Below are 24,445 nucleotides of genomic sequence, written 5' to 3'. Positions count from 1 at the left end.
CTCGCCCTGCCATCGCGACAATCGCCAGCGGGAAGGCGTTGAAGAGATGGCGCGATTGCCGCCGGCCACGACCGAGGACGGATATCCGACTTCCACATTGACCGCCTGACAAAACTCGATTGGAAAAGAGGAGGAGATCATCGCTGACTGACTTCGACTGCACGTAAAGTCTCCCTCGCCCAATGACCGTGACTTGCCATCCATTAGCAGGACGGGCGGTTTGCGCTCGGGGCCGAAGCCGCCATACCCGCAACAATTTCGAGCGCAACAGCGCTGCTAGGGCTTTTGTTTAAACTCCTCTTCGAGTTTGAGCAGTCGTTTTGAGCGGGCGCGAAGGCGTCGGGCGGGGGCTCCGAAATAAACGCCCCACGGCTCAAGACTTTTCGTTACGAGCGACATCGCGCCGACCGATGTGCCGTCACCGATCGTGCATCCCGGTAATATCACGGTCCCGGATCCGATGATGACGTGGCGTCCGAGGTGGACCGGCGCAATCTTGACGTTGAGATATTCTTTCGGCACGGTTGGATTCGTCAGCGCGCCTCCGGAGTAGTCGTCCGACGTGCTGTATATGCGGACGCCTTGAGACAAACCAGAAAAGTCGGCCAGTTCGATGCCGCCGCCGCCAGCCAGAAACGCCATGCCGCCGATGTGAACGTGCGAGCCGATTTTTATGTATCCGCCCGACGCGGACATCACGGTCGGGCCATCTATCCGCACGTTGTCGCCGAACGAAATGTTTGGCATGCCGATGATGGTGCAGTTTTTGGCGACGCGGACGTTCGTGCCAATCTTGCCAAATCCGAACGTCATTAATTCGCCTTCGGTCCAGTATCCGGGGTTGAATGGATTTTCCATGATTGATTCGCTTTGACTTGAATTTGTCGTTGCGCCTGCGTGCTAAAGGCGGGTCTGTTCATTAGCTACGCAGCCGGGCTCAAATTGATCGGGTTCGCCGTTGCCAGTGGGTAAACGCGGGGTGAAACATGCGCAGCCGAAGTGTCACCAGGCGATCCGCTGGCAGTTGTTTTGCGCTGTGCACCGGGTATCGTACGCAGCGATGGCATTGCCCTTCTTAATGTCAGTTACGTTATTTTCATAGATATCCTGAATTATGTCGGTGTATAGCGCCTGCTGCATCATCGGAAGAGCGCCGAGACGGGCAAGCATTTGTGGTTCGGTCGCTCCCTTGTTCTTGCAAGCCACGAAAAAGCCGCCAATCCCGAGCTTGTGGATATCCAGACCCGGACACAGAGGCGGCATCGATTGGGCTTCCGCCGTCGCCCGCTGTTGACGTTCTGCATCCCGCCGGATGCTCGCGTTCTCCACCGCTAGCGCTTCTGCATCATCTTCGTCGGACGCCCGCTTAGCTGCGGCCTGTGCGCGTTGTCTCTGCGCCTGGTACTGCGCTTGATCCGCAGCCGTTATTCTTTCGCTGTCGTCCTGAGCTTGTTGTCGCGCTTGCGCGTCTGCCGCCTTTCTGGCGTTGTACATCTGCGTTTCCTGTTCATTCATGACTGGTTGCGAACCCTGCGCACCGCTTCCGGCCGTCGGCGGTAGTAACTGTCTGGTTTGCGTGATCGCGCTTTGTACTGATTGCAGAGCGCTAAAAATCGGGTTCATCTGCGCGTGCACGGCAGGGACCGCAAACAGGATGGCAAGCGGAAATACACGTGAAAGTTTCATGACGATTCCCTTGGTTAAAAGTTATTGCTTGAGATGCATACACAGACCACATCTAGGAACGGGAGCTTGGACGAGCCGTGACAAACAAAAAACGAACAGTAATCAGTTCACGGTCGAGCGGTGCTGGGCATCGAGCGTGCGCGTGCATGCCCGAAACGCTGCTTCGCCGATAAGTCCGCAGTGCCACAGCGCGTGAAGCCGTTCGCGCCGGACGTCAATGGCATACGAACTGTCGCCAACAAACCGCCACGCCGCGTCGATCAGCTTTCGCCAGACGCGGCGGCGCAGGATCAGGTACGCCACAACTGCAAAAGCGCCCGCACAGACACACACCACAGCCCAGCCGGGAGCAGATAACCCCACCCGGTTGACTTTTAACCGGCGCATGTCGAGCGCGATGCCGAGGGCGGCAGACACAGCCGCACACAGCCAGATCATCGTCAGGTCCCTCATGCTTCTTCCTTTATCGAACATATCATATGCGTATATAGCATATTCTAAATGCGCATCTAGACTTGCGCTATGGTCCATCCCATCCATGATCACCGTTACCAGGCAGTCGCCGCCCGACTCAGGGAGCTACGCGAGCAGCGTGGCTTGCACCAGCAGGCCGTAGCTGAGCGGCTTGACCGAACGCAAACGTACGTATCCAGATACGAGAGCGGCGGGCGGCGTCTCGACGTGATCGAGTTGCTGGATGTCCTAGTCGCCTTGGAGGCCGATCCGCACGAGTTTATTGACCGCGTCCTAGAGCAACCCATGAAGGCGCTGCCGCGGGGAGAATAGTCGCCCGCCAGAGTTGTCACTGCACCGTCACGGCGGCTTCCAGTCCCGTCGTGTTGATCCCGCAAGCCGTAAGGATATGGCGGCGGCCAGCGTGATCCGGTAGCGTTCCCATGTGGTGACGTACTGGCCGCTGCGCTCTCGTTTGGCATACGGCGAAAATTCGAGACGGGCGTTATGCGGCGCAATTCCTGGGTGAGACTGCGAAGAGTCCGTGATGAGGATCGCCGAGGGTACGAAGCGGCGCGCCATCATCGTTCCTTCTGTTCCTGTCGCAAGTACGGCATGTTGCTGTCGGGGACAACTAAGCGGAGCAAAGCTTAGAATCACCGGTCGTCCCTTCTGCAAGGCGGTCCGGGTGAAGTCGAGCACGCGGTAGTGAGGACCGGCCACGTGGGCAAAAGTCAGCCCGAAATCCAGTTCCTCAAGCCGTTGCCCAAGTTCCTGCAGGCCAATGCCATCCGTATAGACGTCTTTCAGCTTCAGCCAGAACTGCCGCGCGTTCGTCTCGCATCGCGGGTTCGATATCCGGCTGGGCTTGCCGATGATGCCCAGGACGCTCAGCGCCGCCGCTGCTGCATGGGTGGCACAGCCGCCCGAAATTTCGCCTTGCGAGCAGTAAATATTCGGGTCCTTCGACAGTAGTTTTTGCGTGAAAACATTAGGCATCCTAATATTCACTCGGCAAAAGAATCGTTGTTACGCGACGGCCCGATTCTGTGATTATCCAGACCGGCGCCCGTCGTGTGTCAATTTCGTAGCACGACAGGATGCGCGCGCCGATCAGAATGGCGTCTCGATTGGCCTGAACATCGGATGCACAGAGGTCTCCGAAATCGCCGCACTGATGACGATGCAGCAGGCTGGTCGCGTTCGTGCCGGTCCGGTCGAGCAGATCAATCGCGCCGGGAGTCGCCAGGAGGCGGCCGAGAGGAAATAACGGGTGTGACAGGACACCCTGCGAGGCTTCTAAATTCATGGTCGGTCTCCGAAAAGTGCAGGCGAGCGAGTGCTTCCGGATGGACTCGGATGGACAGGCGTTAGCCCGGCGAAAAACAGGGGAATCAAACGGATGCGCGAGGTGGCGAAACTGGGTGCAGCGAGACGATGCGGAACGTCGCTTTGTCGACCGCGACAGCATGGCGATCAGGCACATCCGGGAAAGGACAGATGTCGCTCCGAGGTCATGCCTGACGGTGAAGCCAAAACAGCTGGAAATCCGTGCGGCGAGGCGTGAATTTCTGCGTTGTCTGCGTGGTGGGCGACCGTCGAGCAGGCACTTACTTCATCAGCAAAAAATCGCAATTTTTCGTAAAAAATACGCCAAAAATCGCAGAATTTTGGTGATCCTAGCACAAATATCCCATTTCGGAAGCTCCGCACCACCCATAAATTGGGAGGGTTGGTCGCGTATTTCTTACAAAAATAACAATCTATCCGGCTTTCACGGCATCCGGACGGCGGATCAGTCGCTCCTTCGGCGCACAAAACAGGGTAAATCGGGCCGGAATGGCCCCCTGGAGCCGCTCGGAAGGGGCGGACGGGGCCGTGGGGCGGTCCGAAACGCCCGAACCCCGGCAACGAACCGAATTTCGCATGCGAAATTGAATGGACTTTGTAATATTTGTGGTGTGTTGAAACAGGGAGCATCTTTTTGCCGCGAGTGCAAGGATATGCTTCCGGACAAAGTGCAAGGACATGCTTCACAGTTTCTGCTACGAGAATCTGCGAACCGGTATTTCTTGAAGGCCCGTGATCGACCCGGAAGGGTCACCTGGCTTTCCCGTTAGCGGACAATCTGAGGACGAGGAATTCCAATGCTTCGCATGAATAGCCGGCCGTTTTGCCTGCTCGATATACCAATACTGGGTCGATCTGCGGACATCGCGGACATACTTGCAGCTGCCCCCATACTTACTCGGTGCGGACGTGTCGTCCCTTCAATGCTCTTGTGCTGGATAGGAGAATGGTTGAAGTCCACGAATGGCAGGATCGACACGTACGCCAGATTCAAGCTCCGCCAGATAGCGCCGAACTTTGCTCAGAGGATGGTCGGGAAACTGGGCGTCAAACTTCTGCTCATCGGCCTGGTTGCGCATGAACTCAGCACGATAGCCTGGGTCGTATGGGTCCTGAGTCCATCCGATTAACTCACCTGTTATTTCGTCGATCTCTGGTGGCCCCATCAGAACCATAATGGCAGCTTCGCGCATACCGGTGACGCCCTGCTCGACGCTTTGTACCTTGATAACGTAAGAGCGGTCGGCAAAGGGCAGAGTGTAGGAGCCGACAAAGGCGAAACCATGTATCGGGTCCATTCGCGCCTTGAACAGGGTGCGCACGGCGCTCAATGTGGTTAGTTGTGCCAGCTCCGTCTCAACCAAGGCGAGACCGGCAGCCTCGGTTGTGTGACGGTAAAACGCACGCAGCGCATCAACGTCGTCGATTGGAGCCCCGATGTCGGGCACGGCCATAAAGAAGTTGATCGTCAGCACATCGCCCACCGCGTTGCGGAAAACGGCGATGTGCTCATCTTCCTGCTGCAAGGCCCATTGTGCCGGAAGTTCAAACTGCTGGCTTAGCCTTGGGGTGACTGCGACGTGTTGAACCGAGCGGGTTGATGGTTCCTGCCGCTTGCGTCCGAGCAGCGCGTCCACCAGAGATCGGAACGTCATGCTGCTGCTCCTAAGCGGCACGTCGGGTTCCAAATCTTCCGTAGGGCGACGATGCGGATACGGCTAAGTTCGCAGCAAATTGGGTGCTTGACCCCGCCATAGGTTTCGTCGACGACGTCACTTGTCATGAGTGCCGGTAACCAGTTCATCCTTGACCCCGTTGTACACAAATGTTGTGAAAGTTTTTTTCCTTGCGCAGGGTCGATCAGCTTGTTCCCGCGCAAGCTTCTACGAATCGTGGCGCGCAATTTGGCCGCATGTTCCTCGCCCGTCAACGCGAACCTCTGTCATCGGCCTGTTTCCGAGACACGAGATAGCGTCACCCGCTCCCGCCCCCCGAATTGTCGACGATCCGGCCGGCAATGTCGAACGGCCGATCCCGGCCGCACAGAGCCCGACGGCCAACGCACCAAACCGACCCAAAAGGGACAGCCGCCCTTCTCTGAAGCGGTCATTCGCGGAAAGGCGAGCTTCCGGTCCAGCCTGCTCCCAGGCTACCGATCCTTGGAGCGTCCCTCATGAACCCCCAATCTCTCGTAGACGATAGCGAAGCAGTCCCCCAGTTCCTGTTGAAGATGATCACGCATCGCGGCCGCGGTCGCGTCAAAGCGCTCGTACTCGTACGCGTCCCACGGTCCGGGGTCTGGAGGGTATTCCCAGTTGAGCGATAGGTCATGCCACGCAGTCATTTCCGCAAGCTTTCTGCGCGTCTCGTCAGCCAGCGGCAGCGAGTCCTCAATCGGACCCACCCCGTATGCGCTGCGAGTAGCGTCGTCTCCCACCCAAATACAACCACCGCCCCACTCGAACATGAGTCTGAGTCGATATTTTTCAGTCATCGCAAGCGTCCGTGTCCGTGCCAAGTACCGGGTCTGTGGAAGGTCGATTGTAACGATCTCGCCACCGCTGTCGATTGTCTCCCAGTGATCGTTCGCGACTAGTTGGTGATGTTGTCACGTATCGACGCTTCGTCTTTCGGTTCCCAGTAGCCACCGCTGCCGTGATACGTTTCCGCGTGCAACCAGAAAGCTTCATTGCAATGCAGGCAGCGAAAATGGTACTCGACGTAGTCGTCCCATGCGGCACCCGCCGCGAGTTTGTCGAATGAGACGGAGACGCAAGGGCTGTCGGGAATTACTTCTACAACTGTTCTATCCGCGACGTTCTCCGCTGCAATCTGTATCGCTTTACGTAGCTCGCGCGGATGCCTGATCGCATATCGAACGCATAGGTCCTCGCATCGAGCGCATGCCACAGAAGACTCCTCCTGGATTCGTACCCGTCATTGACTGGATGGCCAGGCTAATGTCGATATAGGCGACGAACCGAATTGTCGACGGTTCATACGTCGATGTCGAACGGCCGAACCTGGCCGTTAGGCAGCACTGGCCTGGACAAGACGCAGCCCCCATCCCGTCTTTAGCGTTCCGTCTTCGCGCTGCATGGGCGCGAACGCCGACAATAGTTCGCCCTTGAACTGTGCGCGCGTTGCTTCCGACATCCTGTCTGCATCGTAAGTGTCCAACATGTCCAACCATAACTGCTCAGGCGTAGGCGTCCAGTCAATTTCGATGTTTTCGAAGGCTACATTAACGAAACAATGCTGGAGTAGTTCGCTCCAACCGGTTTCGCTGCGTGTGCGCGCGTCACCGAGCGGTAGGTGCGTCAGGTTCGCCTTCGCAATTGGCTTGAATACGTCTAAAAAGACCTCCCCGACTTCCTCGGTCAGAAAGGCACGCCCGACGACAGCTGAGAAACTACCGCCTTCACGCAATACCCGACGAATTTCACGAATGACTTGCTCTATGTCGTCCATCAACATCAAAGCCATGTGCGACAGAACATAGTCGACCGAGTCGGTATCGAGCGACAACTCTTGCGCGCGCTCATTGATCAATCGAACGTCCGGCGGCAGCACCGCCCGAGCAGCGCTCAGCTCGCCCTCGCTCATGTCGAGGCCGATCAACTTCGTTCCTGCGTTGCGCCGATCGTTCAGAATTTGCAGCAGTGGCCCATCACCACATGCCAGATCGAGCTCGGTGCGCGACATACCATCATTCGGCACCCGTTTTGCCAGCGCATGATAGGAAGACGGGTATTCTGCATGCGTCGACCGCGCAGGAAGATTGCCAAAGGCCCGGCGCGTTGCTCCTGCCCGACGCCGGTGAAAATCTTGCAAATAGACTTCTGCTTGGGATGTCATTCTTGCGTTGCCCGATTGTTCAATTCTTGGTTGTGCGTTTGGACTCTGGATCGTTCAATCCACGGCGATTGTCAACGAGCTAGGCCACGATGTCGACTGTCTCTTCCTGGCCGAAATTGGCCGAACCTGGTCCGACGTCAGCCGCATCGAATCGAGCGTAGCGGCGGAATGGTTGTCGACAAAGTGCAACGGATTGCGGCTGCAGCGGCAAGGTGCAATATTACGCTCCCGAGGCAGCGAACCCTCTTCGCTGTCTTTGTTACCCTGAGCGCCTTTGGGGCGCAAGACAATGCGGACCTCGTGCCGCAAAGATTTCGGTGCTGTCTCAGCGTCAGGTGGATTCGCCACAGTCGGGAGCCGTTTCATCAGTGTAGTGGCTGCTTTGCGCTCCCCCTGCATGTCGAGTTGCACCGGCCGACGCTCTCGCGATGAATCGCTTGCGAACGTCCGTGCTAGTAAAGTGTGACTTCCCCGGCCGACGCGAGATTCATTCAGACAGCCCAGGTAATGGCGCTCTTGTCATCCTCGGCTGCGACGCCTGCGTCCACCGACTTCGAGTCGGTGTCCATCCCCAAATTGCGGCACAGCGCGTCGCGGCGTCAGACTCTTGTGCTGTAGGGCATTGGCGAAGCGGCGGCTTGCCATTTCACGACAGCCTGTGCGACGCGCCCGCTTGTTATCAACGATTCAAAGCTCTCGACGTCGTTATTGATCAGGTAGTGATGCCAGTCGCGGTCCATGCCTTCGACTGATAAAGGAAGGACACATTCCGTCATGCGTTGCATGACCGCCGAAGCAATGTTTTTGAAATTCGGACGTGTCGTTTCGATTACGACAACGCCGTCGTTCGTGAGATCGGTGCAGACCAAGTCGAGTTCGACCGGGTCCGTGTGGAAGTTGACGATCATGGGAGTTGGATAATCGCGTTCGATAGCAAGCCAAACTCAGGCGACAGGAGACGCCGCTAGATTCGATGCATCGCCACTCGAACCATCTCAAACATATGTTGCATGGTGAGCCGGTGGTCGACGATGGTGCGGCGGCGGCACCGACCGGCAGCGGCGAACCAGATGTCCCCGATGCCAGACGCGCTTGCAGATGACACGCGAATGCGCTTCTGCAGTAGTTGGGAAAAATGCCGTTGCCGACGCAACCAGCAAGATCAACGAAATGAGTTTCCGCACTGTGCCCCCTGTTCAATGCGCGCCATTTTACCGAGGCTTCTCCAGAATAGTCAGTCGTCGGCAATCTCCCGGCAATGTAATAATGGAGGCAGCTTCTGGGCAACGATTGTGCAAGCCCGGTCACACTGCAGCCAGACTGGATTCAGGGCCATCTTGGACTATAACGTTTCCTACGAGCACAGCCTCGCGAGCGCGCCGAACGATTTCATCGTCCATGTGCCGTCGTAGCTGGTCACGGACGTGCCCGCGACCATACCGCGTGCTCTACTGCCCGAATTCCTCACCGATCTTATCCGGCAGCGCTCGCCGCAGATCGGACGTATCCGCAATCTGCGCATTCTGTAGATACCGCTTGTCGTTCGGTCAGCCACGCCTGTGAACGCCGCTGACACAAGATATAAGACGATGGTCTTCCTATAGCTGCGGTCGCAACCGGCGCTGCTCGTCGCGAACCGACTGCTTTCCCCGTGCCGATCCATCCTCGCCGGTGCGTGTCACTTGCAACCGACCCTGCGGTGGTGCGAACAGTGGCGAGAGTCTGTTAATGACCTGCACGATAGCGTCGCGCAACAATTCAGCATTGAACCAGTCCACGTCCTGCAGTTGGCTGAGCTTGCGGTTGAACTGGCGACGCTCATTCTCGTCGAGTGCCCGCAGCGCTAGGGGAATACCGTTCTGACGCGCGCTTGTGATGAACAGGCGACCCAGCGACGTGTTAAAGGGATGGACGTCAGTCGGCAGATGGAGGAAGCGGATACCGTCAAAGCACGATGCGAACTCACTGATTAGCGAAACAGGAACGGCGTCCTCCGGCTTGCGCTTGCAACGCACCTCCAGACGCCAGCGGGCCGGGGTCTCCAACTTTTCCTTCAGCTTGCTCACCTCGATATCCCACTTGTCATCCGACGCGAGCGCCGCGAGTATCTTGTTGGCGTCCGGCCCCAGTTTGCGGTGCAGGACTTCGGCTGCCTTGTCATAGATGGCAAGCCGACGATCAGAATTGAGCACACCGACATACAGTGATCCGAGGATACCGTGACCGTCGAAGTCGTACATCACCTTCGCGCCGCTGCGCTTTCCCTTTGCGCTGACCAGCGTCCCTTCGAGCGGGTTGATGTTGTAGTCGATATTCACGTGCAGCACCGATATGAAGGCATGCGACAGGATACGCTGCGCGTCGTAGCCGAAGAGGAAGCGGAAAAAGCTTCTGAGCTGGGCAATGGCCTTCTCGCCCTTGCGCAAATACGGATTCGGATTGAACTCGATGGTCGCCGCCCACGGATACGTCGCGGTGTTCGGCTGGCACTCAATCAGAACCAACTCCTCGCCGACCGGTACGTGCAGACGTTGCTTGAACGCCTCACGTTGCGACGTGAGCGAACGAGTGCCCGGCCTGTTCCTGAGCAAATCGAACTTCTCCTGCAGCAGCGCTGCAAAAGAAGCGTCAACGTGCTCCGACCGGATGCCGAGTTTCGACTTGTCGACGCCAATCTCGTCTATGTGTTTTAGCGGCGAGGTGCCGATAACTTCATGGAATTTTAAATTAGGCATACTTGGTTAGATAAGGTTAAGGAGTCGCACGGAACCGAGACGTGGCGGAATCCGGCCAGTCACTTCATTTACAACTTTCCACCCATGTCATGTAGGACTGGATGTATTCCTATATGTAGTGGATTTGTTATTACAGCCGCGTGATTCTCTAGTGCTAAGACAACGAATCCCCCTTAAAAACAGGGATGTTGACGAAAGTGAGGCATCGTTCCAACGAAAAAGGATGCAGTTTCTGGTCGACTTTCTCCGCTAGCCCCCACTTCCATTGCGATCAATGTGATTTGCTTCGAACCTCTGTTTTAAAGGGTATTTCAGCGAATTCAGTTCGTTGGACACGCTTTGCGTCTGGTCGACTTTCTTCGCTAGGATGGGCGTTGCCGAAACGATACGTAGAGGAGAGTAGGTTAGTGGTCGAGGCCGCTGTCAGTATCCGGTTGTGGTCGTTGCGCTGAATCCGGAGGGGCTGGAATTTCGCGCAACGACCGCAAGACCACGACTACGACTTGTCGTTCGGAGGCGCCGGATGCACGCGGCCAATCGCCGACGCCCCATTGACAACATGGCCCGTGTTGTCGGTCTTGGACGGGGTCGATACCTTGGTCACTTCATCTGTGGCGTTGGTACCTGCTCGCTGGTCGGGCTTGTTGACCGGCCACACGTTTTCTGCTTCCGGGTAGCGGCTTATCCAGCGTTTGCGGCAGCCCTTCGGCGAAACAAGGCCCACCGTATTGTTCGGCGGGATCAATAGCAGCGCAAGACCACGCGAGATGTTCGACTTATCGATGCCGATGACTTTTGCGATCTGCTCCAACTTCACACCCTTGCGGCAAAGACACCACGCCAGACGGATGATCGCGCGCCCCGCGATGAACGGTTCCGAACGATAGGACCACGTGTTGTCCGGTTCGAGAAATGCTTCGACCATCACACGACCGATTCCATGCGAATGCCAACTCGACAGCGAAACATTCGTTAGAGCGACTGCCGCCTGCGCGCCCGGTCCCGGCTCGCACTTGCCGACTTCCACGAACATTCCGCAATGACCCTGCAACCAGCTAACGTCCTGTTTTTTGCTGTGTAAAACGAAGATGACGAGTACCGCGCCAAGTTCTTTGATCTTGACGTTCAGTTCGGCCAGTGCGGCGATCGCCACATCGCGGACCACGGTCTGGTAGTCGATCTGGACGAAAATGCACTCGCCCGGTTTCAACTGATTCAGCACAATGTGCACACCTTCGGGCACCAACGGGTTGAGGTTGGTGCAATGACTGACCGGCACTTCGCGCAGCTTTGCCTTTACAGCACTGGATGCAAACGCCTTCACCGGCACTAGGGCACGGCGGCCGGATGGATGCAGAAAAGTGATATTCGAAATGTGGCGTATCTGCTGATTGGCAATCGCATCGTCACACACAATGCCGTGCGCGACGGCAGCCATCGCAACGGCCGAGTCGGTCGGGTCGCTGTTCGTCACGAGTACGACGCCTTTTTCCGGTTGCTCGCTCTCGAGAAAAACCTTCATCGCGAACAGCACCGGCGACGAAGCTACTTTAGCAACGCCGGGTGCGCTCGCATTGTCCGCTGAAGATGTGTTTGTGCCGACTGGCGTGCGGGCAGGAGTCGGCAACGGGTTCAGTGACTGCGTCATTATTCGGCCTCCTTCGACGCAAGGAAGGCCTCCACGGAGGACTGCCGCCAGGCTCGTATACGGGCAGAGAGCCGTAACGGAGCTGGAAATTCGCCAGTTTTTACCATGCCCAAGAGTGTCGTCCGTCCGATGCCAATCATCGCGAGAACTTCTGGCAGGCGCAGAACGCGATCGATAACGCGCACGCCATCGCTGTTGACCACGCGTGCTTGAAGTGATGCCGGTAGGGAAGGCATCGCGAAGTCGGCCACTTCTGGATGACTGGCCGACTTGGCACGTCGTGCTGCACGGTTCGGGAGAACGGGCGGCAGCGCCTCTTCATGCAGCGGCGCCGCGGCCGGTTGCATCGGTTGATTAATGGACTCGTTGAATTTCATTTGTCTCACCGTATTCATGGCTGGAATCGGCGCGACGACAGACGCAGGACCTTCACCGGCGTCGCGCATTACTTCGCACGAACGCATCGCGGGCGCGTCTGTCTGACAGCGCCACGAACGATTTTCAACGGCTCGTTATGCCTGGGTGAAGGCCCAAATGGGCTTCGAATCGTTGCCTAATCGATCCGACGGTCCGTTTTATACCCGTGACGAGGGGTGTTGGCGAATTCGGGCTCTATTGCCGAGTGCGCTGCAGGCGGGAAAGCAGGTTGCCAAAACGATGATGTGTTGTCAACGTTCAAGAAGGTTTTTTTGTACTCAAGTGTACGCTGCCGTACATATTGCTTGCCGGACGTCTGCCGCCCCAGCGCTGGCGACGCTCTGCCTGCGTTCACGTAGAGAGGAGCTACGCGCGTCAGGATTTCGCACAAGTGGCCTCCGCGAATGCCGCCCAGTCTTCCATCAGCGCCGCGCGCTTGGCGAACAGATCGCCTCGTGCGTAGGCCGCTTCTGCTTTGTCTTTGATACCGTGAGCCAGCGCGGCTTCGCAAACCTCGCGAGGGTAGTGCGTTGTTTCGCCCGCCCAGTCGCGAAACGTCGAGCGAAAGCCGTGAACTGTTATGTCGGCACGCTTCATACGCTCCAGCAGTTGCAGCATCGCCATGTTGGATAGAGGTTTTTTGTCACGAGCACCCGGGAAGACATAGTCTCCTCGCTTCACGTCTTCCTGCGCCTTCACGATTGCTATTGCTCGGGCAGACAGCGGCACCCTATGCTCCTTGCGCATCTTCATGCGTTCAACAGGAATGGTCCAAACCCCTTCGTCCAGATCGAACTCTGCCCATGTTGCACCGATCACTTCATTCGTTCGCGTGGCGGTCAGGATGAGAAATTCAAGCGCACATGCTGCGACGCCTTCCTGCGAATGCAATGTTTTCACGAACGCTGCGACATGGGCGTATGGCAGTGCTGGGTGATGCACAACCTTCTGGACGCGGGAGCGTTTCGGGAGCAGTGTATCGAGATGGCCCTTGAGCCGTGCCGGATTTTCTCCGGTGCGATAGCCGCGCACAGTTGCCCAATCGAGCACAGACTCGATGCGGCCGCGCAGCCGCGACGCCGTTTCAGTCTTTGTCGCCCAGATCGGCTCCAGCACCTTCATGACCAGCGTGGTGTCAATGGCGGAGACGGGTTGCGAGTTAAAAACGGGGTCGGCGTAAGTGGTCAGCGTGTTCGTCCATTGGTCGGCATGCTTTGCATTTTTCCACCCCGCCCGGTGTGCTTCGATGTATTTCTCCGCACATTGCTTGAATGTCACCTCGTCGGCCTGCGCGACCGGCTGGGAGGCGCGCTCGGCATTGCGTGAATCAATTGGGTCTATGCCGTCCAGCAGGAGGCGTCGACAGTCGAGGGCGCGAGCCCGGGCTTCGGCCAGACCGATGGTATGCAAGGGGCCAAGGCCCATGCCACGAGCTTTGCCTGCACGCATGTAGCGGAAGAGCCACGACTTGACACCAGCGGCGGTAATCTGAAGGTAAAGACCACCGCCGTCGCCGTACAAACCCGGCGTCGTGGTCTTGGTAATCTTCATCTGGCTCAGTTTGTTAATGGCTCTTGGCATGGGATGACTATCAAATTGACTATCAAATGAAAGCCCGATTATAAGCGTATTCATTGGTATTCGAGTGAACGTTAATGAACGAGCGCCAAGACTGATCCCAGAGTGGGAAAGGGTTTGCACGGACTCTAGTGGATTTTGGTGAGTGCGGGCGCATTCAATGTAGACGGACACCCTTTCCGCCAAATTTAAAAACCCCGCAAAACGAAAGTTCTGCGGGGTTTTTGCTTCTGGACGTCTGTTGATGTCCACCTCCACGTTGGCAAGCTAATGTCGTATCGCGTGTGGGCTGCGCGGCTACAGCGCAACGCTCGAACACCTGCAAATGAACGCCATCAAATCATTGCCCGGCAATCGGTTTGTGCGCCGCATTGCCCCCTGAGTTGACACGCCATTGCGAGCGGATTTCCGTGACAACCGGGGCGGGCAGTGGGATGTAGTCGAGATCTTTCGCCGTCTGTGTCGCATTGCTGAATGCCCAGTCGAAGAACTTCAGCGTTTCTTCGCTGTGATCCGGTTTGTCCTCCGACGTGCGCAGCAGCACGTAGGTGGCGCCCATCACAGGCCACGCATCGTTGCCTGGTTGATTGGTCAGGATCTGGGAGAGTGACCTGGACCAATCGGCGCCGGCGGCCGCCGCGTTGAAAGCCTGCACGCTAGGCTCGACGCTGGCACCCGATGCATTTTTCAGTGCCGTGTACGTCATGTGGTTCTGCTTGGTGAAGTCCCACGCAACATAGCCTATTGCGCCGGGGAGATACCCGACGAAAGTGGCTACGCCCTCATTCCCCTTGCCGCCAATGCCAAGCGGCCAGTGCACACTCGTGCCCTCACCGACCTTTTGCTTCCACTCGGGACTGACCTGCGCGAGGTAGTGCGTCCAGATGAGACTTGTGCCGGACCCATCCTGACGGCGTATGACGGCAATGGGGGTGTCAGGCATTTTGATTTTCGGATTCAGCTGAGCAATCGCGGGGTCGTCCCAGAAGTGGATCTTGCCAAGGAAGATGTTGCCGAGCACCGTGCCGGACAGCGTCAACTCTCCGGGCTTGATACCCGGCAGGTTGACGACCGGCACCACACCGCTGATCACCGTCGGGAACTGCCGTAGCCCATTCTTCGTCAGATCTGCGTCCGTGAGCGGCGCGTCCGATCCTGCGAAGTCGACCTCATTGGCCATGAGTTGTTTGATACCGTCCGACGAGCCAACGCCGTGATAGCTCACCTTGCCTCCGCCAGACTTTTGATAGTCGGTGGCCCATCTGGTGTAGAGGGGAGCAGCGAGCGTGCTGCCGGCACCGGTAATGTCGGTGGCGAGGGCCGCGACGGCGAAAAGCGCGCCAGTCAGACCGGCAATCAAGGTTGGCATTGGTCTCACGAATATCTCACTTTGAATTATTGTGGGACATCGCTGAACGAGAGTCGCCAGGTGACGAATTCCTTCGTAGAGGGCGACTGCGTCGGCAGATATTTTTTTAATTGTCCCCGCACGCGCATGCGCCTCAGGAACGTCTGCGCGTAGCTTCAATTACAGGATGATTGCAGTCCGGATACCAATTGAATCGGCCTATCGCGGGGCGCGCCATGACGATTCAATGAGTCTGATGTTTGCGACGGGACGCTTACCTGAATCGAGCCGCCGTTCAGGTGTCTCCTGAGGTCGCAGTGGCATGCGAACATCGCCACCGCCGACGATAGCCACATAGGAGAGCGGACAGCGGGTTGATTTCACGTGCGTCGCCAGCTCGCGCACAGGCTTCGGCTTCGGTAAGCGTCTGGCGCAAAAGAAAGGCACCGTTTCCACCGCATAGACGATCGCGCCCGGCTTAGGGATTACCTGAACTTATGCCGTTTAAATAATCGGCATGGATTTTCTCGTTCGCGTGGACAAAATCACTCGCGGCGAATGTGCGAATTGAAAGCAATTAGAAAATATATTGATTAACTTTTGTCAGGAAAGCTCGGGCTGAATCCGACATGCACTGCCACTGATCATTCGATCGATTCGAATTCATGATCCTCTGAACGATGCAGGGAAATAACTGGCACTTCCCGAGCCGCCCTAGTGCCTGTAAAGTCATACAGCGTTTTCGCGTCAGGTCGAAAAATACAGGCGCCAAACGCGCAGCCACAACGATGTCCCGAATAGTTTGAAAAACCGGTTTTGTAAAACAGGCTTCAAAAGGGGATTCACATGCCAGTCGGCAATTCGGTCGTTGACACGACCAAAAGCACCACCAAATACAAAGTCATCAAGTGGTCGATTATCGGGTTGTGCATCGCCATCGGTGCGCCGCTCGCCATCCTGCTGGTCAAAGGCCTGGTCGGCCTGATCATCGCTGCGGTGATCGGGCTCGCGGCGATCAATTTCGGTCCCGTTCTCGCCATGAAGTTCGCGAATCAGAAGGTCAAGATGTTCGTGAACGAAGCGAAGTCGAACCCGATCGAGACGCTCTACAACGAACTGGCCGAAAAGCAGGAAGGCGCCGAACGGTTCAAGAAGAGCATCACCGACTTCCGCACCGAAGTAAAAAACTTCGAAGACAAAACCGCGCAGTTCAAAAAGCAGTATCCCGAAGACGCGGATCGTTTCGAGACGCAACTCGCGACGATGAAAAAACTGCTCGCGTTTCGCGAGGGGCGCTATAAGCAGGTGCAGGACGAACTCAAGCGATTCTCCGACGCGATCGATCGCGCCAAAGCACTGTGGGATATGTCGCAATCCGCGCAACGCATGAACAAGATCGCCGGCATGCAATCCAGCGACACCTTCGCGCAAATCAAAACCGACGCCGCGCTCGACTCCGTGATGAACTCAGTCAACAAGGCATTTTCCGAAATGGAAACGTCGCTGATGGAAAGTGCGGAAGTGCAGCAAGCCAAGGCCGCGACCGAAATGGGCGTTATCAACCCGCCCAATCAGCAACTCGGCTCGCCGGCGGCACCCAAATAATCAGGCGCGCGCTGCCCGACTACTCAACTCGCTCAACACTCGATCAAAAAAACAATGAAGAAAATCCTGGGTTCGGTTCTTTTCCTGATCTTGCTGGCTGCCGGTTGGTATATCCACGAGGGTGGCCTGAAAAATCCTCTTAACACCGGCCAGAGCGCCGACAAAGACACCGTCGCGGTGAATGGCGTGGACACCGGCAACCCCAGCAGCGCCGACGTCAAAACGCCCGCTCCGAGCAACCCGGACGGCTTCGTGCCCAACAAGGACACGCTGAAGTCGATATTGGGCAACGGCGTGGTGCGCGTCAGCGTCGAAAATCCGTCGCGGCCGTTTTACTCGGAAGACAACGGCAAGCCACAAGGCTTCAACGTCGACTTCGCGAACCTGCTGTTCGCGCAGAAAGAGTTCACCTCGGGCGACCATCCGACCATCGCGGTCGACACGCATCACGGCGTGGACACGTATCCCGCGGTCCCCGATCAGCTGACGAAAACCGACAAGCAGGGCAACACGGTCGTCGACGTCGCGATGGACGGCCTGACGTTCCCTGACAACACCCCGAGCGGCGTCGTCTATTCGATTCCTTACGTCGAGGATTTCGGCTATTCGTTGATCGTCGCCAAGGGTTCGCCGGTCCGTTCCGCGGTCGATCTGGCGGGCAAAACGGTCGGCGTGCTGCAGGGCGATCCGGATGTGAAGGCGTTTGTCCAGAAAGCGTTTCCGAATAGCAAGATCGTCGAACTATCGGATGCGAGCATCGAGGGGCAGCGCTCGTGGATGTCGCACTTCCTCGACGAGCATCAGGTCGACGCCATCGTCTACGACTATCCGTTTGGCGTGTCGGAGATCAAGGGCACTGACCTGACGTTCGCGGTCACCAAACTGGACGGGTCCAACCTCGCGTACAAAATCGGCGTACGCAAGGAAGACAGCGCGCTCCTGATCTACCTGAATTCCGCGATCGCGAAGGTCAAGCAGTCGCCGGCGTATCTGGACCTGTTGCGTAAATATTTCATCAGCGACCAGGTGCTCACCACCGCTGCGACTGGCGCCGAGAAGACCTACGTGGTCCGCTCCGGCGACACGCTCAATGCCATTGCCGCGAGCCAGTTGGGCAGCGGGGCGCGATTTGTGGACGTGCAGAAGCGCAATAACCTTCCGAACCCCAACCTCATCCTGATCGGCCAGCATCTGATCATTCCGGTGCGCTGACGCGACAGGGTGGTTCTGCCGGGCCCTCGCGGCCCGGCATGAACAACTCCCCCTGGACAATGGCCACCTGCGCCGACTGACGCGACGACGTGCAGTCCGCGAGACTCGTCGGCGAGGGCGATTCAGCGTGTTCGGCATCAAGCCGGCTTTCAGCGCTACCGCGCGCAGATGCGGAGCGGACGCATGCCCGTCGACTATGGCAAACGCTTAGCATTGCACATCATTTGCGCGCGCAATATCAAACGCGAGCGATTCGTCGATGCCGGTCCCCGGCAAGCAGGCCCGGCCCGGCTCGCGGAGGCCGTCCGGCGATCCTCTGTACAATTGGCTGATCGTCACATCGACCCACCTCGACCCACCTCGACTGAATTCATGGCCATTACCTACAAGACTCCCGACGACATCGCCAAATTACGCATCTCCGGCCGCCTCGCGGCCGACGTGCTGGCGATGATCGGCGAGCACGTCAAGGCCGGTGTCTCCACCGACGAGCTCGACGCGCTGTGCAACGACTACATTGTCAATACGCAAAAGTCGATTCCGGCAAATGTTGGTTATTTGGGCTTTCCGAAGACCGTCTGCACGTCCGTCAACCAGGTGGTGTGCCACGGCATTCCCAACCGCAGCGAAATCCTGAAAGACGGCGACATCATCAATATCGACGTCGCGATTATCAAAGACGGCTATTTCGGCGACACCAGCCGCATGTATTGCGTCGGCCAGCCGAGCACGGTGGCGCGCCAGCTGATCGACACGACCTATGAAGCGATGCTTGCCGGCATTCGTGAAGTGAAGCCTGGCGCTACGCTGGGCGATGTCGGCCACGCGATCCAGAAGGTCGCGCAGCGCGACGGCTTTTCGATTGTGCGCGACTACTGCGGCCACGGCATCGGCCGTGTCTACCACGAAGATCCGCAAGTGCTGCACTACGGTCAGCCGGGGCAGGGTGTGCGTCTGAAACCGGGCATGGTCTTCACGATCGAACCCATGATCAACGCGGGCCGCGCCGGCACCGCGGTGCAGCGTGACGGCTGGACGGTCGTCACCAAAGACCGTTCGCTGTCGGCGCAATGGGAGCACATGGTCGCCGTGACCGAAGAGGGCTATGAGCTGCTGACACCGTGGCCGGACGGCACCGGCGATTACGAAGCACCTTGAACGCAGTGGCCTGGGCGCCTGATGAACCGGCTGTCAAGGCGGCGGGCAGTATGAATTGCTGGGCAGTTGCTGCGCCTTGGGTGCGCGGCGAGCGCACCTTGGACGGGCGTTGCCGTCCGATCAGGTAAATAAGGATTTGACTCGCGCGCCGGTTCGGTTAAAGCTATGCCTTAGGGTTTCAAGGGGTTTTCGTCTGCATGAGTCCGTCATTGACCGTTCGCCGTATCGCCGCTGATCAGGGCGCTGTTTTCCGCGAACTCCGTACTGCGTCGCTGCGGGAGGCGCCCTATGCCTTCGGCGAAACGCTAGAGGACGCGTTGTCGGCGGATGCCGCCACGTTCGACGCAACCGCTGCCGAACACGCTGATTCGTTTATCGCCACCAGTTTCATCCTCTATACCGAGGGCCATCCCGCAGGGTTGATCGAAGCGCATTTCGACGACACCGCGGCACGCCGCGCGTTCGTTTGCGAGTTGTGGGTGGCGCCGGCCGTGCGTCATCTGCGAGGCGGCGAGTTGCTGGTCGACACCGCCAGCACCTGGCTCGCCGGCGAAGGCGCCATGGAAATCTACGCGTGGGTCGCCGACGCCAACCGCAATGCCATGCGCTTTTACGAGGCGCTTGGCTTTGGTCCGACCGGCGAGCATCGGCGCGTCGCGCGTGCGTCCGAGCAGGCCGAAAGCCTGCTGGTGCGCCACGTGCCGACCACATCGCAGGTGTTTCAGCAGTGATCTCGCGAGCGGCGCGTCGGCTTGCCGCTCAAATCCCATCCGCGTCCCTACAGCGTTCATGGCCGAATCAGCGGCCAAATCAATGGCATAAGCGCGGCCTGAACGGCCGAGGCGTGGCCATGTCCAGGGCATTGTGGCCGCAGAGGCGTGTTCTCTCGGCAAAAAAACTCGCTCCCTGCCTGGACGCCTGTAAAATACGCAAAATTTTTTGCCGAACGCTATGTCGCCCAAGAAATCGCCCTTTTTCGAACTCCGCAGCGGCTCTGTCGACACGCTCCTGTTTGTGGTCAAGACAACTGACCTCGATGCGATGCGTGCCGAACTGACCCGGCGCTTCGAGGCGACCCCCGAATTTTTCGCTAACGATGTTGTCGCGATCGACGTCCGCCGTCTCGCGGAGAACGAACGCGTGCCGCTTGCCGACATCGTGCAACTGCTCGACAGCGTGCGCATGCGTCCAGTCGGCGTCGTCGCCAACCCGCAGCAGGCGTGGGCGGGCGAATCCGCGCTGCCGCTGCTCGAAGCGCGCGACCGCCGCGGCGTCGCCGCGAAGTCAGACGAAGAGGGCGCGCATGCCGCCGCTACGGCGCCGGTTGTCACCGCCGCGACGGCCACGCCCCCAGCCGATCTGTTCGAAGCCGCGGCCCTCACGCCCGTTATGCCCGCTGAGGCTGGCACCCCGGCCACGGCCGCCGCGGTCGAGCCGGTGCCCGCCGCCGAGCCCGTGCGTCTTGCCACCTCATCGCAAACCACGGTGATCGACAAGCCGTTGCGCTCGGGTCAGCGCATTTACGCGAAGGGCGATCTGGTCGTGCTCGGTCTGGTGAGCTACGGCGCGGAAGTCATCGCGGAAGGCAACATCCATATTTACGCGCCGTTGCGCGGCCGGGCCTTGGCCGGCGTGCAGGGCAATCACGACGCGCGCATTTTCTGCACGTGTCTCGAACCGGAACTGATCTCGATCGCGGGCATCTATCGTACGACCGAGAACCCGCTGCCGGCCGACGTGCTCGGCAAGCCGGTACAGATCTGGCTCGAAGAAGAAAAGTTGATGATCGAACCGCTGCGGCTCACTTGATCGACGTGATGCGCGCGCTGGCCTGAACAGTCACGGCACGCGGCGTTCCACGGCAAATAGGACCGCACATAAATTGACGAATTTGACGAACACAAGGTAAGGGTAATGGCAAAAATCATTGTGGTGACTTCGGGCAAGGGTGGCGTGGGCAAGACGACCACGAGCGCGAGTTTTGCATCGGCCCTCGCATTGCGTGGCAGCAAAACCGCCGTGATCGACTTCGACGTCGGCCTGCGCAATCTCGACCTCATCATGGGCTGTGAGCGCCGTGTGGTGTATGACCTGATCAACGTGATTCAGGGCGAAGCCAATCTGAACCAGGCGCTGATCAAGGACAAGAAGTGCGAGAACCTGTTCATCCTGCCGGCTTCGCAGACGCGTGACAAAGACGCGCTGACCCAGGAAGGCGTCGAGAAGGTCATCAACGACCTGATCGCGATGGACTTCGACTACATTGTTTGCGATTCGCCGGCCGGTATCGAATCGGGCGCGCTGCTCGCCATGCACTTCGCCGACGAAGCGCTGATCGTGACGAATCCGGAAGTCTCGTCGGTGCGTGACTCGGACCGTATCCTCGGCATTCTGTCGTCGAAGACCAAGCGCGCGATCGAAGGCAAGGAGCCGATCAAGGAACACCTGCTGATCACCCGCTACAACCCGAAGCGCGTCAGCGAAGGCGAAATGCTCTCGCTCACCGACATTCAGGAAATCCTGCGCATCGATCTGATCGGCGTGATTCCGGAATCGGAAGCGGTGCTGCATGCGTCGAACCAGGGTCTGCCGGCCGTGCACCTCGACGGTACCGATGTCGCCGAAGCCTATAAAGATGTCGTGTCGCGTTTCCTCGGCGAGCAAAAGTCGCTTCGCTTTACCGATTACCAGAAGCCAGGGCTGCTGCAGCGCCTCTTTGGCACCAAGTAAGGGGGGCGCACGTCATGTCGATTCTTTCGTTTTTGCTGGGCGAGAAGAAGAAATCCGCGTCGGTAGCGAAGGAACGCCTGCAGTTGATCATCGCGCACGAGCGCGCCGGCGGCCATGCGCCTGCCGATTACCTGCCTGCGTTGCAACGCGAACTGGTGGCCGTGATTTCGAAGTACGTGAAAATCTCCAATGACGATATTCGCGTGAGCCTGGAACGCCAGGACGATCTCGAAGTGCTCGAGGTCAAGATCGAAATTCCGCAGGCCGGTTCCGCATAACATGCAGCGCGCTCTGCTTCGTTGCGTCGATCTGACGTGAAGAGGCAGGGCGCGTAGGCGCTGATCTCTCGCGGTTCCCTCGCTGTTCTTTCTGCTGTTCAATTTGACGCGCGGATGCAGGTTCTGCGCGCCGTCAATCTCTCCGTTCTTTTCTGTTTTGCTCGAACGCGCTGCTTCGCCGCGTACGGCTAAACACGTCCACACGCTGCTACGTCGCGGGTCGAAATAATCCGTTGCACTTCAGCGTGCGCCGTTACACGCACGCAGTCAGCGCTTTCGTTCCCTCGCGCATTAAACGGATAACGCCGGTACCGGTGTCCAACTACAGAGGGAAAACATGAACAAGACCTTTCGCTTGCTGATCGCCAACGCAGTTCTGATCGCTGCTGGTGCATCCGCTGTGGCATCCGCTTCTGCCGAGGAAGTCGTCGTGATCGCGCCGTCCGCACCGCCGGTCGTGCGTTATGAAGCCGTGCCGGCGCCGCGCGTCGGCTATGTGTGGGATCACGGTCATTGGCGTTGGGACCACGGCCGCTATGTGTGGGTCGAGGGTCACTGGCAGGCCGAGCGCGTCGGCTACCACTGGGTGCCGGGCCACTGGGTCGAACACGGTCCGAACTATCGCTGGGTCGAAGGCCACTGGGCGTAAGTCGCGAGGCGCCGGCAGTGCACGGCACGGCGTGGCTGACCTCGCGCGTGCCGCTCCCTCCAGTTTGACGACACAGGCGCCGCATCGGCGCTCGCCTGTGTTTCAGAGGAACCCAAGATGAAAAAGAATCTGCTTCTGATCGCCGTGCTGGCGGTCATGCTGGCCGGTTGCGTAGTGGTGCCGGCGCGGCCGGTTTATATGCGTGCGCCGGCAGTTGTCGTTTATTGATCGACTGACTTACTGACTTACTGACTTACTGACTTGCTGACTTGCTGACTTACTGACTTACTGACGCGGGGCGCTGTCTTCAGCGCGAGCATCGCCGTCGACCTCATCGGCGACCGCTGCTTCGGGCGCTGCTTCGGGCGCTTCGACTTCGGGGACTTCCGGTACTGGCGCGGGTGCCGGCTGCAGCAGTGGCGCCATATAGCGCTGGGCCAGCGAGTCATACAACGGCGGCGCGAAGAAACGCGCCACACGGCTCGCAATCAACGCGGTGGCCATCAGCGAAATCACCAATGCATGGCCATCGATCATCTCCATCACGATCACGAACGACGTAATCGGCGACTGCGTGACGGCCGCCAGATAGCCCACCATGGCGAGGGCGATCAGCATCGGCAACTGCATCGAGTCGAATACCATGTGCAGCAGATTGCCGAAGCCCGCGCCGATCGACAGCGACGGTGCGAAGATGCCGCCCGGGATGCCCGGCAGATACGAGCCGACCATCGAGATCATCTTCAGAAACGGATAGAACACGGAGAGGTGCTCGTGCCCGTCGAGCAGTCCGCGCGCTTCCGCATAGCCGCTGCCGAAGGTCGTGCCCCCGGAAATGAGGCCGACCACCGCGATCGCGAAGCCGCACAGCGCTGCGAACGCGACCGGCCGCTCGCCGTGCAACTGACGCAGCGGCGCGGGAATCCAGCGCGCGGTATTCAGCAGCAGCCAGCCGAACACGCCGCCCGCAATCCCGGTGACGATTGCCGTGAGCACGATGGCCACCGCCAGCAGGTCGGGGAAATGTTGGCCGATCTGGATGGTGCCGAAATACGTGTAGTTGCCGTTCAGCCCGAGCGCGATCACACCGGCGATGATGATTGCCGTAATCAGCACGCCGCTCGCGCGGGCTTCGAAGCTGCGCGTGAGTTCCTCGATTGCGAACACGACCCCGGCCAGCGGCGTATTGAACGCTGCGGACAAGCCGGCTGCCGCGCCCGCGAGCACCAGTTGCCGTTCGATCAGGGCGTTCGAGCGGGGATACAACCGCCGCAGATTGAACATCAGGGCCGCGCCGACCTGCACGGTCGGTCCTTCGCGGCCGATCGTGAAGCCGCCGAGAATCGCCAGAAACGACACGGCGATCTTGCCGAACAGAATCCTGAACGACAGCAGCCGCGCGCCGTATTCACCGGGCCTGGCATGCAGAGTGGCGATGACTTGCGGAATGCCGCTGCCTTCGGCGCCGCGGAAGAACTTGCGCGTGAGCCAGACGGCGAGTCCAGCGACCGCCGGCGTGACGATCAAAGGCGCCCACACGTGCTGTTGCTGCATCGCGCGGAATTCGCCGTAGCCCCAGTCGATCAGCCGTGCATACAGCACCGCGACTAAGCCGACCGCGATCGCACCGAGCCAGAAGACGCCATATTGCCGCCACAGGCGTCTGGCGCGACGCACGATGCTGGAAGAGCGCGGAGAGAAGGCCCGGGACATGAGGAAAGTGCTGGCGTAAAGGATGAA

General features: G+C 58.7%; 24 protein-coding genes and 1 pseudogene. 10 read left to right on the top strand and 15 right to left on the bottom strand.

The window, feature by feature from the left end:
• Nucleotides 1–276: 276 nt before the first annotated feature.
• The 3 genes from B0G76_RS40840 to B0G76_RS40830 form a co-directional block, all read right to left on the bottom strand.
• Entirely contained in the window at nt 277–858 is a 582-nt protein-coding gene (locus tag B0G76_RS40840) for an acyltransferase (RefSeq protein WP_120298365.1), read from the bottom strand.
• Nucleotides 859–1,002: 144 nt separating this feature from the next.
• Nucleotides 1,003–1,686, bottom strand: a complete 684-nt coding sequence (locus B0G76_RS40835) for a hypothetical protein (RefSeq protein WP_120298364.1) — start codon at nt 1,684–1,686, stop codon at nt 1,003–1,005.
• Between the two features lie 102 nt (nt 1,687–1,788).
• Complete coding sequence (locus tag B0G76_RS40830; protein ID WP_259460983.1) at nt 1,789–2,160, bottom strand: hypothetical protein; 372 nt, start codon at nt 2,158–2,160, stop codon at nt 1,789–1,791.
• Nucleotides 2,161–2,208: 48 nt separating this feature from the next.
• Between B0G76_RS40830 and B0G76_RS40825 the strand changes: the two genes are divergently transcribed.
• Nucleotides 2,209–2,472, top strand: coding sequence for a helix-turn-helix domain-containing protein (locus B0G76_RS40825; RefSeq protein WP_120298363.1), 264 nt, complete (start codon nt 2,209–2,211; stop codon nt 2,470–2,472).
• Nucleotides 2,473–2,499: 27 nt separating this feature from the next.
• Here B0G76_RS40825 and B0G76_RS40820 read toward each other — a convergent pair whose 3' ends face one another.
• From B0G76_RS40820 to B0G76_RS40790, 6 genes are all read right to left on the bottom strand, one after another.
• Entirely contained in the window at nt 2,500–3,138 is a 639-nt protein-coding gene (locus B0G76_RS40820) for a hypothetical protein (RefSeq protein ID WP_120298362.1), read from the bottom strand.
• Between the two features lies 1 nt (nt 3,139).
• Entirely contained in the window at nt 3,140–3,448 is a 309-nt protein-coding gene (locus tag B0G76_RS40815) for a hypothetical protein (protein ID WP_120298361.1), read from the bottom strand.
• A 961-nt stretch (nt 3,449–4,409) separates the two neighbouring features.
• The gene (locus B0G76_RS40810; RefSeq protein WP_120298360.1) at nt 4,410–5,144 is read right to left on the bottom strand and encodes a hypothetical protein; all 735 of its coding nucleotides are present in this window, start codon (nt 5,142–5,144) and stop codon (nt 4,410–4,412) included.
• 494 nt (nt 5,145–5,638) lie between these two features.
• Nucleotides 5,639–5,983, bottom strand: a complete 345-nt coding sequence (locus B0G76_RS40805) for a hypothetical protein (RefSeq protein ID WP_183082295.1) — start codon at nt 5,981–5,983, stop codon at nt 5,639–5,641.
• A gap of 536 nt (nt 5,984–6,519) precedes the next feature.
• The gene (locus B0G76_RS40795; protein WP_120297819.1) at nt 6,520–7,347 is read right to left on the bottom strand and encodes a class I SAM-dependent methyltransferase; all 828 of its coding nucleotides are present in this window, start codon (nt 7,345–7,347) and stop codon (nt 6,520–6,522) included.
• Between the two features lie 599 nt (nt 7,348–7,946).
• A complete protein-coding gene (locus B0G76_RS40790; RefSeq protein ID WP_120298359.1) occupies nt 7,947–8,255 on the bottom strand; it encodes a hypothetical protein in 309 nt (102 codons plus the stop codon).
• Nucleotides 8,256–8,684: 429 nt separating this feature from the next.
• Here B0G76_RS40790 and B0G76_RS44465 point away from each other — a divergent pair.
• A pseudogene (locus B0G76_RS44465) lies at nt 8,685–8,876 on the top strand (hypothetical protein).
• A gap of 69 nt (nt 8,877–8,945) precedes the next feature.
• Here B0G76_RS44465 and B0G76_RS40780 read toward each other — a convergent pair.
• The 5 genes from B0G76_RS40780 to pstS form a co-directional block, all read right to left on the bottom strand.
• Nucleotides 8,946–9,851 carry a hypothetical protein gene (locus B0G76_RS40780; RefSeq protein WP_183082327.1) on the bottom strand — a complete coding sequence of 302 codons (906 nt, stop codon included), beginning with the start codon at nt 9,849–9,851 and terminating at the stop codon, nt 8,946–8,948.
• A 727-nt stretch (nt 9,852–10,578) separates the two neighbouring features.
• The gene (locus B0G76_RS40775; protein WP_147394160.1) at nt 10,579–11,730 is read right to left on the bottom strand and encodes a hypothetical protein; all 1,152 of its coding nucleotides are present in this window, start codon (nt 11,728–11,730) and stop codon (nt 10,579–10,581) included.
• Nucleotides 11,730–12,107 carry an AlpA family transcriptional regulator gene (locus tag B0G76_RS44460; protein WP_259460982.1) on the bottom strand — a complete coding sequence of 126 codons (378 nt, stop codon included), beginning with the start codon at nt 12,105–12,107 and terminating at the stop codon, nt 11,730–11,732. Before B0G76_RS44460 ends, B0G76_RS40775 begins: the two co-directional genes overlap by 1 nt.
• A 415-nt stretch (nt 12,108–12,522) precedes the next feature.
• The gene (locus B0G76_RS40765) at nt 12,523–13,698 is read right to left on the bottom strand and encodes a site-specific integrase (RefSeq protein ID WP_120298356.1); all 1,176 of its coding nucleotides are present in this window, start codon (nt 13,696–13,698) and stop codon (nt 12,523–12,525) included.
• A 367-nt stretch (nt 13,699–14,065) separates the two neighbouring features.
• Nucleotides 14,066–15,094, bottom strand: a complete 1,029-nt coding sequence (gene pstS / locus B0G76_RS40760) for a phosphate ABC transporter substrate-binding protein PstS (protein WP_183082331.1) — start codon at nt 15,092–15,094, stop codon at nt 14,066–14,068.
• 825 nt (nt 15,095–15,919) lie between these two features.
• Here pstS and B0G76_RS40755 point away from each other — a divergent pair.
• The 8 genes from B0G76_RS40755 to B0G76_RS40720 all read left to right on the top strand — a co-directional run bounded on the left by B0G76_RS40755 (nt 15,920) and on the right by B0G76_RS40720 (nt 22,705).
• Nucleotides 15,920–16,678, top strand: coding sequence for a hypothetical protein (locus B0G76_RS40755; protein WP_120298354.1), 759 nt, complete (start codon nt 15,920–15,922; stop codon nt 16,676–16,678).
• A gap of 54 nt (nt 16,679–16,732) precedes the next feature.
• On the top strand, nt 16,733–17,890 hold the full coding sequence (locus B0G76_RS40750) for a transporter substrate-binding domain-containing protein (RefSeq protein WP_120298353.1): 1,158 nt from the start codon (nt 16,733–16,735) through the stop codon (nt 17,888–17,890).
• A gap of 372 nt (nt 17,891–18,262) precedes the next feature.
• On the top strand, nt 18,263–19,048 hold the full coding sequence (gene map, locus B0G76_RS40745; protein ID WP_120298352.1) for a type I methionyl aminopeptidase: 786 nt from the start codon (nt 18,263–18,265) through the stop codon (nt 19,046–19,048).
• Nucleotides 19,049–19,245: 197 nt separating this feature from the next.
• On the top strand, nt 19,246–19,779 hold the full coding sequence (locus B0G76_RS40740; RefSeq protein WP_120298351.1) for a GNAT family N-acetyltransferase: 534 nt from the start codon (nt 19,246–19,248) through the stop codon (nt 19,777–19,779).
• 220 nt (nt 19,780–19,999) lie between these two features.
• Nucleotides 20,000–20,857: a septum site-determining protein MinC gene (gene minC / locus B0G76_RS40735; RefSeq protein ID WP_120298350.1), complete on the top strand. Its 858-nt coding sequence runs from the start codon at nt 20,000–20,002 to the stop codon at nt 20,855–20,857.
• A gap of 105 nt (nt 20,858–20,962) precedes the next feature.
• Entirely contained in the window at nt 20,963–21,778 is an 816-nt protein-coding gene (gene minD / locus B0G76_RS40730) for a septum site-determining protein MinD (RefSeq protein ID WP_120298349.1), read from the top strand.
• Between the two features lie 14 nt (nt 21,779–21,792).
• A complete protein-coding gene (minE, locus tag B0G76_RS40725; protein WP_028196771.1) occupies nt 21,793–22,056 on the top strand; it encodes a cell division topological specificity factor MinE in 264 nt (87 codons plus the stop codon).
• Between the two features lie 337 nt (nt 22,057–22,393).
• Entirely contained in the window at nt 22,394–22,705 is a 312-nt protein-coding gene (locus tag B0G76_RS40720) for a YXWGXW repeat-containing protein (RefSeq protein ID WP_120298348.1), read from the top strand.
• A gap of 285 nt (nt 22,706–22,990) precedes the next feature.
• Here B0G76_RS40720 and B0G76_RS40715 read toward each other — a convergent pair whose 3' ends face one another.
• A complete protein-coding gene (locus B0G76_RS40715) occupies nt 22,991–24,418 on the bottom strand; it encodes a chloride channel protein (protein WP_120298347.1) in 1,428 nt (475 codons plus the stop codon).
• Nucleotides 24,419–24,445: the final 27 nt, after the last annotated feature.

It is taken from the genome of Paraburkholderia sp. BL23I1N1 (assembly GCF_003610295.1).
Lineage (GTDB): Bacteria > Pseudomonadota > Gammaproteobacteria > Burkholderiales > Burkholderiaceae > Paraburkholderia.
This window is presented reverse-complemented; position numbering and strand designations above follow the sequence as displayed.

Bases quoted from the DNA above. Each gene is read 5' to 3' on its own strand.
- B0G76_RS40835 (WP_120298364.1), bottom strand. From the start codon at position 1,686: ATGAAACTTTCACGTGTATTTCCGCTTGCCATCCTGTTTGCGGTCCCT.
- B0G76_RS40740 (WP_120298351.1), top strand. From the start codon at position 19,246: ATGAGTCCGTCATTGACCGTTCGCCGTATCGCCGCTGATCAGGGCGCT.
- B0G76_RS40790 (WP_120298359.1), bottom strand. From the start codon at position 8,255: ATGATCGTCAACTTCCACACGGACCCGGTCGAACTCGACTTGGTCTGC.
- B0G76_RS40825 (WP_120298363.1), top strand. From the start codon at position 2,209: ATGGTCCATCCCATCCATGATCACCGTTACCAGGCAGTCGCCGCCCGA.
- minC (WP_120298350.1), top strand. From the start codon at position 20,000: ATGTCGCCCAAGAAATCGCCCTTTTTCGAACTCCGCAGCGGCTCTGTC.
- B0G76_RS40805 (WP_183082295.1), bottom strand. From the start codon at position 5,983: ATGACTGAAAAATATCGACTCAGACTCATGTTCGAGTGGGGCGGTGGT.
- B0G76_RS44460 (WP_259460982.1), bottom strand. From the start codon at position 12,107: ATGAAATTCAACGAGTCCATTAATCAACCGATGCAACCGGCCGCGGCG.
- map (WP_120298352.1), top strand. From the start codon at position 18,263: ATGGCCATTACCTACAAGACTCCCGACGACATCGCCAAATTACGCATC.
- B0G76_RS40810 (WP_120298360.1), bottom strand. From the start codon at position 5,144: ATGACGTTCCGATCTCTGGTGGACGCGCTGCTCGGACGCAAGCGGCAG.
- B0G76_RS40720 (WP_120298348.1), top strand. From the start codon at position 22,394: ATGAACAAGACCTTTCGCTTGCTGATCGCCAACGCAGTTCTGATCGCT.
- B0G76_RS40830 (WP_259460983.1), bottom strand. From the start codon at position 2,160: ATGTTCGATAAAGGAAGAAGCATGAGGGACCTGACGATGATCTGGCTG.
- B0G76_RS40775 (WP_147394160.1), bottom strand. From the start codon at position 11,730: ATGACGCAGTCACTGAACCCGTTGCCGACTCCTGCCCGCACGCCAGTC.
- B0G76_RS40765 (WP_120298356.1), bottom strand. From the start codon at position 13,698: ATGAAGATTACCAAGACCACGACGCCGGGTTTGTACGGCGACGGCGGT.
- minE (WP_028196771.1), top strand. From the start codon at position 21,793: ATGTCGATTCTTTCGTTTTTGCTGGGCGAGAAGAAGAAATCCGCGTCG.
- B0G76_RS40715 (WP_120298347.1), bottom strand. From the start codon at position 24,418: ATGTCCCGGGCCTTCTCTCCGCGCTCTTCCAGCATCGTGCGTCGCGCC.
- B0G76_RS40815 (WP_120298361.1), bottom strand. From the start codon at position 3,448: ATGAATTTAGAAGCCTCGCAGGGTGTCCTGTCACACCCGTTATTTCCT.
- B0G76_RS40755 (WP_120298354.1), top strand. From the start codon at position 15,920: ATGCCAGTCGGCAATTCGGTCGTTGACACGACCAAAAGCACCACCAAA.
- B0G76_RS40840 (WP_120298365.1), bottom strand. From the start codon at position 858: ATGGAAAATCCATTCAACCCCGGATACTGGACCGAAGGCGAATTAATG.
- pstS (WP_183082331.1), bottom strand. From the start codon at position 15,094: ATGCCAACCTTGATTGCCGGTCTGACTGGCGCGCTTTTCGCCGTCGCG.
- B0G76_RS40820 (WP_120298362.1), bottom strand. From the start codon at position 3,138: ATGCCTAATGTTTTCACGCAAAAACTACTGTCGAAGGACCCGAATATT.
- minD (WP_120298349.1), top strand. From the start codon at position 20,963: ATGGCAAAAATCATTGTGGTGACTTCGGGCAAGGGTGGCGTGGGCAAG.
- B0G76_RS40750 (WP_120298353.1), top strand. From the start codon at position 16,733: ATGAAGAAAATCCTGGGTTCGGTTCTTTTCCTGATCTTGCTGGCTGCC.
- B0G76_RS40795 (WP_120297819.1), bottom strand. From the start codon at position 7,347: ATGACATCCCAAGCAGAAGTCTATTTGCAAGATTTTCACCGGCGTCGG.